Raw genomic sequence first — 13,143 nt, 5'->3', positions numbered from 1 at the left:
CCCCGTAATCCGGCATTTTGTAGCAAGGTTTTTGCAGCCCCGGCGGGAAAAGCCTGTCTGTTATCTCCTTGTCGCTTAAGTCTTTTGCGGATCCCCACTCGAGGCTTGTTTCCCCGGCACGTTTGAGCACGTCTATGACAGTTGTCCGTGAACAGTGACATGCTGCGGAGATCTGTTTGTTGCTGATCCCAAGGCTGCGAAGCCTTAGGATCTCCCTGTAATTGGCCATCTCTAATGACCCCTCCTCAAATAATGTATTTGCATCACCTGGATGCTGAATGCATTATATTGATAGAGGTTCAGTGAGGTAATAAAAAGGTGGAGGGGTGTACAACTCACCCGGCAGCAGTGTTCAGTTTTGAGCGGTCAGGGTGTTCAACTCACGCGGTCAAAGTGTTCAATTTGATGCGGCATATGCAGAATACTCGGAAGATTGGTCGGCGAACAGGGCATACTTAAGTCAAGACTCGCTCCAAAAATTACCATCAAGAGCTGCGTAGGTTAACAGGAGTCCTAATGAAATTGCGAACTTAATTTGACACTAGCTGTTTTTCGCTCAATGAGTTTTGTACCCATGTGTGCTAAGACCCTTGATATATAAGGGTTTTCAGCTCGCTTAATCTTTTACCCTTGACATCAAGACAACAGTCTCAACGTGGAACGATAGGCTCACCTCGATGTCAGGTCTGTATTTTTCATTTTGTCCGTTCGCGGAAATAGGTCAATAGTGGATTTAATGGGTACTATCGGTTCGCGGGAACAGTTCAACAGCTTTTGTCCGTTCGCGGGAATGAGTCGAGATATGGTTTAAAATACCTCAAAGCTTGGATTCATAGGATCTTATTTTGTGCAAATGATTTTAACAAGTCAGCACTTGGATGATCTGCAAGAGAAACCAGTTTATTTGCTAAAACAATTGGCACAAGTGAGTTGTAATATAAATCACATTTTAATGCTGTAATATTGGACAGAATTACATGAATATTGATATAATTTTCCATTTGCGGTTCTGCCAGTGCTTGGGTATTGGGGATTGTTGCTACATACACATTGCTATGTTCAGATTTAAAAATAAGCTTATGGCCATAATAGGAAGAGCTTGCATATGGTTCGTTGTTTCTCGCTTGTCCAGGAATAATATATTTGTAAATATATCTGTTCCCAAGTAACAAGATTTGTTTCGGGATCATTTTTTTCGACACTTGCTCAGCATGCTCTACAAACGAACCACCCTTTTCAAGACCAACAATATATATGGTATGATATCTATTCAAATAAGTGATTAGCTTTCGCATAGGTTTGTGAATATTCGCAGTTTGACCAAAGAAGGCAAGTGGCCCGTCTTTTATAAATAAAGTCTCGGACAAAAGGCTTGGTTTTATAGAAAGCATTTGTTTTATTAGAAAAACAGCTATAATTTGCTCTACTGTGGTCGATAGGTAACCTAGGATTCCTCCGGCACCAAGCTCATTATCAATAGCTTCATGAAGACGAAATATGTCGGTGAGATATATCTTTCCACTGCAATGCGGACATGTGATAGTGTATGTAGATGAAAGGTCTTTTGCCCGAATATCAACCCCTTCGTTGCAAGAAGGACAAGTCGCTAAATGCCAAATAACATTTTGAGATGAAGAATTGTACTCTTCAAAAATGAGCCACTTCAATGCATCAATAAACCCATTACGTTCTGGTTGGGTACAGAAGAAGTCATAAATGGATTTTCTAACCGAACTAATAAGATCAGCTTCACCGTCAAGAGTAATACCCTTCGTTGGTACAACCAACTTAATCCGCTGAATGTTTTGAAGCTTTGAGAAATCGTCAGGGTCAATAAAGGGCTTGATTTTTAAATCAATTAAATCTTGATGTTTAAAAAATAGCGCGCCAAATTGGAAAAATGCAATGGTGGATGATGGGAATTCTTCCTTTACAAAAACGTTGGTATAGCCACCATCAATAGCTATAATATTTTTAATCGGATTATGAACAACCTCTTCAAGCATATGAATTTCTATGTCAGCATCATCGACATCATCCTGATAGGGAGGGACTTTACACTTTGAAAGAAAAGATTGCACCTCGGCGTCATTGATTATATTCGTATGTGCTGTTTTACTTGCTCTTTCAAATGGTTTGTTTGAATAGTCATTTCCATAGCTCATATAATCAATCTCCTTGTGCAGTAAATCTGTCAACTTGTACGGGAACAATAAAAGCATTAGAGTATGTTTTCATACGAATAAATCCTTTATCACTCCCGGAACTGTATCGGATTAAACTATCACAAAAGTCCTCAAAATCGTAAAACTTTTTGATTTCCTTTAATTCATCATCATTGTTTAGATGAGCGATAAACCAGTTTTGAGTGTTCTTTAATATATTAGATGAAATGGAACTAACTTCTTGTGTAGCATAAATAAGTCCGATATTTAATTTTGCACCTTCTTTGGCTATACGATTATATACTCGGCTCAAATCCTTATCATCCTTTTGAGGAAACAAGTTATGTGCTTCTTCAAAGTAAAACTGAATAAAGTTATTCGGGCGATTGTTAACAAAATTATCCATAGAATTTCTAAAGACGCTTAAACAGATTTTTTCTGCAAATGTTTTTTGTATGTTAGGATCACCCTGAGATAAATCAATAATTACGATATCTCCACGTCTAAGACAGTTGACGATATCAGTTTCAAAGGATGTATCAGATTGTATAGTATGATAATCTTTCAGTGGTACCAGCTTTCTAAAACCACTTAGACTAGCAACACCAGACAAATTACGCTTTCTAGTCAAGAACACCAAAAGAGCCTTCAAATCCTCATCTACCCAGTCATGGCCTTTTTGTGAGCGATAGTTTACAAAAAACGGATCATCTTGGTTATCCGCTACCCATGTCCAAAATGCAAGTGCATCATCGAGGCTTATTCCGCTAGAAGGATCAAGTGTCTTCCCTGACATTATTTTGCTATTAATATCTTTATGTCCAGAAAACTTAACTTTGTGATTTTTCGGAACTATAAAGCCTGCGGCCTTTAAACAGCATTGATAAACTGCTACCTTACGTGCCCACCTAGTATACGCTGAACCGAATTTATCTTCTGGTTCTTCAAAATCAACAGAAATAAAGCTCTTAATATAATCGCCGGTTTCGTCTGCAAGTAAACTGCTTATTAACTCATACCCAACAGCAATATCCTTAAAAAAGTTTACCTTTAACACCTTGAAACCAGGTTTATCAAGAACACTGTATCGTGTTGTAATACTTGAGTATTTTTCAAATATAGCGGTTCCTTCATCTTGTAAATTCGCATTTGCGTATTCACCATTCATGTCAAAGATAATCTGTCCGACTTTATATTTTGGAATTCCTTCATCATTAAATTGCTTGACATTATCAATAGGAGAGGTTGTTGATGCATTAGTACATATCTCTTTAGCTTTATTGCTTATTTCTGTTGTAGCTTCAATAATCTTCTTTACAGTATTTGATTTACCGGTTCTTGTCATTCCAAAAAGAGCTGTCCGCTTTCCAAGAAAGTCGCTGGGACTAACATAAACGGGGACATCTGTGTGTGCTTCTTGAAAACGACGGCTTGAACTGTACCTTATCTTACCGATTCGATAATCAGTTGTACTTCCAACAGATGTATTTCCATCTCTAAAATTAACTATTTGTTCCAGTATTTCTCCTACTGGTTTGTAAGCAACATAATTATGCGCGCTATAGTAATTTTCAACATCAGCTCCGAATTGAATTTTTCCATTGCTATCACGGAAAAATGTTCCCAAAATACGGCATTCAAGTCCTGAGAAGCTGAATGTGTATTTTGTAAAGTCATCAAGTTGACTTTTTTTGCCCGATGTCTTCAAGTTGTCCTTATAGTACTCTACCATAGAAGCAATAACATCGTTATCAGTTGGTAGTTTCGCTGGCTTAATTGCTCTTAGCAAAAGACATTCATCAACATCATCATTTTCGTTTTCATAGAAAGCAAGAATAAAGGTACCTTGAGGAATACCGCCTACCCTTTCTTTCCACGCGTCTGTTATCAGCAGATATGCTTTATCAAAATCGAGGTAAAATGGTCTTCCGACGAACAAATCGGGCTTTTTAGCTTCTTTAAAAATATCTACTATTGCCAGGTTTTGTACTTCTTGCATCAGTCCCATATTTATTATTCCTCCGTTTTTATTTTTGCTTTTAATGAAGGCTCCTCAAAACGAATCATAGACTGCTTTCCGTAATCTTCGTTAGCCTCAATGCTAATCCATTTGCGTTTTGCTCTTTCGGCACAAAATCCGGTTGTGTTGCTTCCTCCAAATGGGTCAAGAACAATATCGCCTTCATCTGTAAGAAATTCAATAAAAAAACTCGCTAATTCAAGAGGCATTCGTGCAGGATGCGGTGTTATTCCACGTTGCTTACATGTTTTTGTAAAAAAATCATTTGATTTGGTGTTTGAAATACTAAACATTGAATATGGAAGGCGTAATTCTTTATTTTCATCAATTTGTTCCAATTCTAGTACATTGTGCGATATACTTCCTTTGTTATCAGATAAAAATCCTTTTTCACTAATAACATGTTCAGACGGCCGCTTCCCAGAATTGAATTTTCCAGATTTCAAAAGCCGCTTCATGCTCTTGCTATACGGTCGTAAAACTCTGCGGTTATCTGCTTTGGGAAAATCAGAATTAGCCATCCACCAAATGTGAGTAAAGCTGTCAATTGCACGTATTCGATTAATCGTAACCCATTGAGCAGGTGATGGTAACCTTGCTGGATTATAGCAAACAAATTCTTGACATAATCTCAAGCCAGCTCGTTCGTTATTAACGAAACTTAAAAGAGAATTAATAGTAAGAAGTGACTGCACAGGCCGGTTCTTTTCCCATGCATTCCCCATTTCTATTACAATCGATCCATCTGGAGTCAGCACACTGGAGAATATTTCCGCGAGCCCGCTAAACCATTGCAAATAATCATCTCCAGTTAAATTTCCGTATTGCTTTTTATTGTTTAGAGGAAATGGGGGAGATGTTAAGATAAGCTGTACTTTACCTTTAAGGTTCAGACGGCTTATTATTTCTTCGCATTTTCCTATGTAATATTTTCCGTAATCAGTGCTATAAAGCTGATTATACATACGCATCCATCCTTTACTGTTATCGTTTTTCCGAAAATACCAGCAGATGATCTAAATACCTAAAACTCGCACATTGGTGCGAGTTTAGCATGTGTCAATCTAACAGCGAACCTTGCGGAGCAAGTGAGTTCGGCTTAAGAATATGTGATTTCATTATTTGGCTTCCAGCATACATCTTGTATTCGATGCCGCTATGAACTGCCATGATAGTTGCGGCTTCCGCTTTTGCTTTTACGACTGCATCGTCTATTTTATCGTCACCCTTTACCTCAATAAGCTGATATGAGCCGTCAGCCATCTCTGCAAAGAAGTCGGGGTAGTAGAGGCGGATGCGCCGTGACTCGGGATCATAATACTGAATCGACAGATCTCCCTGATTGCTAGTAAACATTCCCGTAAAATAGACTTTTTTGACCTTATCGCTTGTGACATACTGTAGGAAGCATTCCTTCTCCGGCATGGAATCGAATACATATGTATCTGCATGAAATGTCTTTGCAGATTCTGCGGGCTTGAGCTGCGGATCCCTATTAGTAATAACAAGATTAGGATTGCCTGAAAATTCGTAATAACCACCTTCTTTTGGCTCTTTCAAAAGGACAAGCTCACAATCTTCAGTTCTTACCTTACTGTTTACCTCAAAGAGTGTGTGAAATATCTGAGGAATGATTATATCATTGAGAACTTCGTTATATTTGTTGACCGTTTCGAGAATAATTTCCTCACCATCTATTGCTTCTCTGATGATTTGTGCTGCTAGGATACAAGAGATGTTCATGTAACGAGCAATCTCTCCAGCAAGGGAGAACGCACTGTAGCGCATGCGCTCTCTCAGGTCGTCGATGTTAGTTTCTTTGATCGTCATATCGTGAGAGATGCTGTCCTTCTCATACATTTTGGAGGCATATTTCGAGAAATCCGTATCTCGCAAAGCAAAATCTATTGGATCACTGTAACCCTTTTCGGTAAGGCTGTACTCACGCCATATACGCTTAAGCTTTATCGTCCTTGGCGGTGGCAAAACTCTGACCTTGTACCGTTGGCGCTCTTTCGTCGCAGGGTTGGACATATCGTTGATGTCCATATTAAAGTTCTTGTTCAATTCGTCGTTGAGAATGTCGTAGTTGTCCTTAGAGAGGAACACAGTAGCGGTCAACTGCTCAGACGTAATCTTGCGGAGGCAGCGCATTGTAGCTTGAAGGACAAAGATTTTCGACTGAGGACTACGGAACATCGCCACACCGAAGAGGGAGCGGCAGTTCCAGCCCTCGCGCCCTTTACCAACAAGGATAAGGATTTGCTTCTGACTGCCCTGTGTACCAGGCACATCAAGGTCATTGAAGTTTCGGATGTCCTCGCTCTTTGTTATTTTCTCATCGCCGACGTTAACCAGAATCTTTGATAATGGAACACCTAAGTCGGCAAGAATTCGCTCAACTATCGGGCGGACTTCCTCATCGGCCTCCTTAATCGTTGTTGCGAAAATAGCAAGTTTAGGCGGTAAGCCTTCAAAAGTGCGACCGCCGTAGGTTTCCCAGAAAGTTTTTACTACAATGCGAAGGAACTCCTCGCTTTTTACATTCTCAAAAGCTTTCAGATCGGCGTCTTTAAGAAAGCCGTTCTGGATGGATTCCTTCAATCCATAAGCATAGACAACCTCTGGTAGAAGTTGCTTGTTTACATAGGGAGTGCCCGTATAGTTATAGCAAGCTACAATCGATGTGCTTTCGGCGAGCATATTAATAGTATCCCTCAGGCTTGTCTTCTTGCCACTCGATGCCCGAATATGCTTTTCTAGGTCAGCGCCGAAGAGATGATGTGCTTCATCGACATACACTCCAAGTTGATTCAATCGACAGAGTTTCTTGAATCGTTGATTCTCCATGAGAGAGGAAGCATCCTGCACATCCTCGTCCTCGTCATTACCATAGACAGATGAGAGTAGTGAGCCAGACTTAAACAGCACATCAGCAGGCTTGTCTGCTTTACGTTTTTTCTTGACAATAATCTTCTGTGTATTCGAAATAATTATATTAAAGTCTGAGTCGTCGAGAGTGTGGAGAGTAGTCCCGCTTTCCTCAAGAAAATGGAATTTAATGTTCGCGTCTAGTACCTTGGCGTACTCCGGTGGCACAACTTTCGTTTTGTCGAATGTGATAATCTCACGAAGAGACTGGAGGACTGTCTTATCGGGAGCGAACACGAGCGCATTATGACAGAACCGCTTATCACGGGGATACTTATTTGCAAGGAGAAACTCATAGAAGATACACGTCGCCATTAAGATGGTTTTCCCGAGCCCCATCGTTAGGGCATAGATATAATTCGGGTAATCTTCCTTATACCTCTTCATCTGCTTGAAAAGGATTTCGGTCTGCTTAGCCACTGCTTCGGGCAGATATACGGACTTGCCGTCGGAGGTTTGTCCGAAGTCAAAGAGCGTCATTTGTCCATCCTTGCGGACTGCATAATATGACGCATCTGAAAAATGGGCACGCTTGTTGCGCCAGTCATCAAAAATTTCATATACTTGGGCATTACCCAAAAACTCTTTAATAAAGACATACATCTCCAAGGCTTCAAACTGCGGCCGGCGAAGGAAAGCTGTCGGGTTTTCTTCGCGGTCGTTGTAGGCTAGGAACTTCCGTGTTAAGTCGTTGTAGCGGGAACGTATCTTCCGGCGGTTTACCTGGTAGTAGCGATATAGCTGTTCATAAAACGCAAAATTGTCTGTCGTTTGGCTTGACATTATCGCACCTCCACTTCCAAGGACTCGGAGAGCAAGTCGGTAATCTTGACTTTAATTGTGCCTGCACCTTCGGGGATGTCGTAGATTCCCTTAACCATCTCTTTTTTACCTGGAACGTCCATCACGGACGGTTGCATGACAGCGCCGTCGTAGTTCCAGTCAATCATCACGGACTCGACGAGTTGACGCCAATCCTCCACGAATTCTTTCTGGAGCGAAAGCTTCTGCATAAGATTCAACGGATAGAAAGCGCGTATGACGAGCCGTCCACCCTCGATGGCGATGTCGGCTTCAGAGTCGCGCTTCAACTGCAGGTCTGCCTTGTCGCGTAAGATATCAACAATCTCGATGTCGAGCTTATATTCGGAGAGTTCTGCCTCGAGAGAAGCCTTGAGATCAGGCTCGTGACCCATGCAGATAAGCGTAATCTTTTCGACGGGTTGTTTCGGGTTCTCCTCTTTGCGTTTCTCGTAGGCCTTGTATGGGAGGTTCGCTTTAAGTTCCTCCAAGTCGGCTTTTGTGGCAATTCGGTTGACGGGCATAATTTTTACCATCCGACCGTCGAGTTCTCCGTCCCAGATGTCGCTCTGGGGAAAGGGCTGAATCTCCAAAGCTTCAATGAGTAAGTCACGCGCCTCGACAGGGTTGCGGAAAAACTCATAGTTGTTAACGTTATAAACCTCGAAGCCCGTATAAGGTAAAACTTCGGTGGAATCGTCAGTTTCAACCTCATTAACTCTGCTTTCGTCGTCCTCTGCACTGGCAGCAACAAGGTAGTTCTTACTGTCTTCAGCGACTCGTTCTTCCTCCTGATAATCTTTACCGCCAGTGAGAAGTGTGAATTGCGGCTTGGCTTCCTGCTCAGCATCCAACTCTGCGGCAAGGGTGATGAGCCGCTTCGTCGTGGTCTGAATTGCACCGAGGTTAATATCCGCACCGATAAATCGACGTCCCAGTTTCATAGCGACTGCCTGCGTGGTACCGCTACCCATAAAACAATCAAAAATTAAGCCTCCCGGTCTGGATGAAGCTGTGATGATTCTGTCAAGTAAGGATTCCGGCTTTTGAGTTGGATATCCCTGCCGCTCATACGAACTTGTAGCAATCATACCAATATCTGTCCAGTAATCTTTCACGTTAACAAGCGTATACCGTCCTTTATCATCCTTGTAATAGGTTTGAGCTGGGTTTTCACCTGACCATGGAAACATATAAGATTTTTCCTTTATTGGATTAAAATAAAATTCTTTCGTTTTAGAATACATTAAAATCGTGTCATGCTTTTTGGCATATCCTCTCTCCCCTGCTCCTCCTGACTTGTAGCACCATGCAATTTCATTAACTAAATTGTCCACACCAAATATTTCATCTAGAATGATTCTTAAATAATGGCTTTTGTGCCAATCACAATGCAAGTATAAACTACCTTCATCTGAAAGCATTTCCCTCATAAGTATTAATCGCTCGTACATAAACTGTAGATATTCATCGTTAGTCCAGATATCTCCATACTGCTTTTCCTCGAAGGACGACGAGTCGCTGGTAACGGTCTGCCCACGTAGCTTTATTTTTTTCTTATAGTCCGCTTTTGAATCGAAAGGTGGATCTATGTAGATTAGGTCGACCTTACCACGAAATTCCTTTAAAAGATGGCTCATAACTTGGAGGTTATCACCCCAGTAAATACGATTAATCCACCCGTCTCGCTCTTCTCCATAACGTTCACGTAACTGGGCGGGATAATACTGCGTGGAACGATATGGGCGTTTACCGGTCCACCTAAGTTCAGGAAAGCCCTTAATCGTAGGGCGCTCTTTAAATTCAAAAGTAAGTTGTTCACTCATTATAATCATTCCTCCGGTTTACTCTATTTATCACAGTAGAAGCGAAAGTCACATTCGCTGCATGTCTTCGACGAGTCTGAGCGATGCGTGAAGTCTTTCCGCAGAATTTTATGTACCGTGTCGTCAAACGCTTGAATCGTTGCGTCCACCGCAGTCTTCTGGTATGGGTAGGAAATAGTCGGCACTCCACTTTCCTCGCCTGTGTAGTATAAATGCATCTTACTAACCTTCTGTCCAGTGCGCTCTTCCACTAGATGAGCATAAACTTGCAACTGACGCCGGTAATGTTCGAGCCGCTCCGCATCCCTAAAGATATCGGGCTTTTTCTCGGACTTGAAATCCACGAGTTCCACCGTATCGCCATCACCCTTAATGAGGTCAATCTTGCCCTCGATAATGTAGTCTGGTTTAACGAGCGAAACATCGACCTCAGCTTCTTTAAGAGTGTGCCACTGTCCTGCTTGACGCTCAGCATAACGAAGGACCTGCTTAAGAGCTGCATTCCGTTGCGGCTCGGCGAGGTATGTCCGCTCGCTCTTCGTCAGTGATGTGTAATTTGCATCAAACCAAGCCACGATGTTGTCGGTTTGGATGAGGTGTTCCTCATGTCGGAGAACGGCACGGTGAATATCCTCGATTGTCTGATGTACAAGCATACCAAACAACATAGCGTTCACCCGGACGGGTGCAAACTCCAGTTCCTTATAGAACTTATATTGAATGGAACAGGCTTCGTAAACAGCGATGTGCGATGTAAAAGAGAACGTGTCTTTGAGGTTAACATCTTTTACACTCTTGAAATCGAACTCAGAGAGATCGAAACTCTCACTCTCCACATTCAGAAGGTCCTCATAGATTTCTTTAAAATACATCGACGGCGTCCGCTTGTCCTCATTGCAAGTAAGCACAAGAAGGTCTTGAGCGCGTGAAAATGCAGTATAGTAAAGCCGCCAGAAGTCAAAGAATTTAGTCTGGTCATACGGCTCAAACGCGGGGCGTTTGTAATACTTATCTTCCACGACTTGCATAATGTCTTTATAAGCCTTTCGCGGAATGTTTCCCAAGGAGTCTACAAATACAATCGGGAACTCCATCCCCTTCGATTGATGAATTGTCAAGAATGAAACACACCCACTCGGCGCATACTCCGCATCGTCCTCATACTCTGAAATACCCCCATCAAAGAGTAATCGAAGGTAAAGGTTAAAAAAACGCTCTGTAGTACTATCAATCCATTTAGCACTTAACACATCTATGTGATGCAGGTATTCGAATTTATTAACGACTTGTGTGAAAAGTGCGATATTTCTCGCAGGACGTATATCAACTACACTAACCCTCATATCCGTACTGAGGATGTCTGAGAAAGGCTCAAATTGAAACATCTGATAAATCAAGCCGGAATAAGCATAATCAGTCGTATCTTTAAGACCAGCATGAATCTTCCCGCGACGGCGTATCCAGTTACGCAAGTCGGCTGATTCTGGTTTCTCAAGATAGGCGTTCGCAGTAATCACACAGCCACGGTAATATCTATAGTGCTCAGGCTGTAGGAATTGATATTCCTCATTCTCAAGTCCTATGACATATTTTGGGAACATCAGCATAAGGCAGCCTATTAACAGTCGAATCTCGTCACGCTCAAAGAACATGTCAGAGCGGGGCGAGTAAACATTCACTCCATTATCCTCTAAGTATCGAGCAAGACGTGTGACACGAGGGTGTTTCACAGAATTGAAAAGGAAGGCTATCTGGTTGTAGTCCGTCAGTTTACCCGATTCCATCATCCTGCGGATAAAGAGTAAAATCTTCTCACACCACTCGTCCAAATCCTCGTAGCTAGCTAGTTTCACAACAGCGGGACTATTAAGCGTAGACTTGGTGTGAGGGTTGATGGTCTTATCATAACGGAAATTTTTCCAACGAAAACGGAACCTCGCTCCGTCGGTCGTTGCCATCCAATTATTGTAGAAATCTACGATATCACTGTTCGAGCGATAGTTCATAACTAGAGGGACTACCCTACACTCACCATCGGCAAACTTCGAAGGAAACTCAAGAATATTCCGGATGGTAGCTCCGCGGAAACGGTATAGACCTTGGTCATCATCCCCTACAACACAGATGTTTTTATGGCCTCCGCCGAGAAGGAAGACAATTTGTTCTTGGATGTAGTTCGTATCCTGATACTCGTCTATCATGATGTACTGAATTTTCTGTTGGATTTCAGCAAGTATGGAGGGATTATTTACTAATAGCCAATATGCCTCCGTCTGAATAGCAGAGAAGTCCATGAGGTTGTTCTCGGAGAGAAGTTCCTGATAAACTTCTAACATTCCGCCGAGAGCTGCAATTGCCGGGTCAGGGTCCGCCTTCAACACATCGGGGGCGATTAATTCCTCGGTGAGGTTATTGACATAACTACAGATCTCACCTGCTTGCCGCCACGCACCGCCTTTAGACAGCACAGCATCAATACCATGGATATTGCGAAACTTATGAATGTTTTGGAATACCGTATAGGTCTGGTCGAACTGATCAATCGTCCTATAGTTCTTCTTAAGTCGGGTATATTCCAAATGTTCTTTTATAATACGAAGGCAAAGCGAGTGGAACGTCCCAATATACATCTCGTTGATGTTAGCAACAATACCACGCTCTGCGAGTTCGTTTGTAATTCTTGTCACAAGTTCCTTCGCTGCTTTTTCTGTAAAAGTCGCCATCAGAATCTGATCCGGATTAACACCACGCTCCTGTATAAGGAAAATAGCTCGCTGAACTAGAGTGTAGGTCTTTCCTGTACCCGGCCCTGCTGTAATTAGCACGGGGCCGTCTACACTCTCTATGGCGATTCGCTGACGCTCATTAGCTTTGCCGAAATCAAACATACATTGACACCTCTATTAGCGTTGTTTAACTTACTCCTCTTGGTCGGGCAGTATTTCCATTATGTCCGAAACATCGCAGTTTAGGGCTTTGCAAATCTTCACGAGAATATCTGTGTTTACGTTCTCGCCCTTTGAGAGCTTGGCAATAGACGATGAACTAATTTTGGCCGCCGCTCTCAAATCCTGCTTCCTCATATCTTTATCAATCAATAACTTCCACAACTTTTTGTAACTTACGGCCATAACAATCACCTCTCGATATTAACTCTTTTAGTATAGCAAAAATTATTGCAGTAGTCAATAAAATATTTTGAGTTCGCAGAATTTATTTACTGAACAATCCGTTTAGAACGAAAAGTGTTCAAAGCTGTACAAAAAATTATAGTAGTCGTCACTGAATAACGTGGATAATACAGTCACAGACTATATTTATGAGTAATTATAAGATATAATATCTGCAAGAAATCTATATAAAACGAGGAGAAACCTTGCAGAAATGAAACCCAAAACTA

Annotated in this window: 8 protein-coding genes; all 8 read right to left on the bottom strand. The window is 41.8% G+C overall.

Annotation, left to right across the window (positions count from 1 at the left end; translation table 11 throughout):
• A partial coding sequence (locus tag OLM33_09800; protein MCW1713945.1) for a helix-turn-helix domain-containing protein occupies positions 1-229 on the bottom strand: 229 nt, incomplete at its 3' end.
• A gap of 601 nt (positions 230-830) precedes the next feature.
• A complete protein-coding gene (locus tag OLM33_09795) occupies positions 831-2,165 on the bottom strand; it encodes a DNA double-strand break repair nuclease NurA (protein MCW1713944.1) in 1,335 nt (444 codons plus the stop codon).
• Between the two features lie 4 nt (positions 2,166-2,169).
• Positions 2,170-4,173, bottom strand: a complete 2,004-nt coding sequence (locus OLM33_09790) for a DUF87 domain-containing protein (protein ID MCW1713943.1) — start codon at positions 4,171-4,173, stop codon at positions 2,170-2,172.
• Positions 4,174-4,178: 5 nt separating this feature from the next.
• On the bottom strand, positions 4,179-5,150 hold the full coding sequence (locus tag OLM33_09785; GenBank protein ID MCW1713942.1) for a site-specific DNA-methyltransferase: 972 nt from the start codon (positions 5,148-5,150) through the stop codon (positions 4,179-4,181).
• A gap of 94 nt (positions 5,151-5,244) precedes the next feature.
• On the bottom strand, positions 5,245-7,899 hold the full coding sequence (locus OLM33_09780; GenBank protein ID MCW1713941.1) for a DEAD/DEAH box helicase family protein: 2,655 nt from the start codon (positions 7,897-7,899) through the stop codon (positions 5,245-5,247).
• Positions 7,899-9,743 carry a site-specific DNA-methyltransferase gene (locus tag OLM33_09775; GenBank protein ID MCW1713940.1) on the bottom strand — a complete coding sequence of 615 codons (1,845 nt, stop codon included), beginning with the start codon at positions 9,741-9,743 and terminating at the stop codon, positions 7,899-7,901. The genes OLM33_09780 and OLM33_09775 overlap by 1 nt, the downstream gene beginning before the upstream one ends.
• Before the next feature lie 23 nt (positions 9,744-9,766).
• Entirely contained in the window at positions 9,767-12,631 is a 2,865-nt protein-coding gene (locus OLM33_09770; protein MCW1713939.1) for an ATP-dependent helicase, read from the bottom strand.
• A 30-nt stretch (positions 12,632-12,661) separates the two neighbouring features.
• Positions 12,662-12,874: a helix-turn-helix transcriptional regulator gene (locus OLM33_09765; GenBank protein MCW1713938.1), complete on the bottom strand. Its 213-nt coding sequence runs from the start codon at positions 12,872-12,874 to the stop codon at positions 12,662-12,664.
• Positions 12,875-13,143 lie beyond the last annotated feature (269 nt).

Source organism: Synergistaceae bacterium DZ-S4, from assembly GCA_025943965.1.
Classification (GTDB): domain Bacteria; phylum Synergistota; class Synergistia; order Synergistales; family Synergistaceae; genus Caenicola; species Caenicola nitritireducens.
The sequence above is the reverse complement of the archived record's forward strand: the minus strand, read 5'-3'. Positions and strand labels throughout refer to the sequence as shown.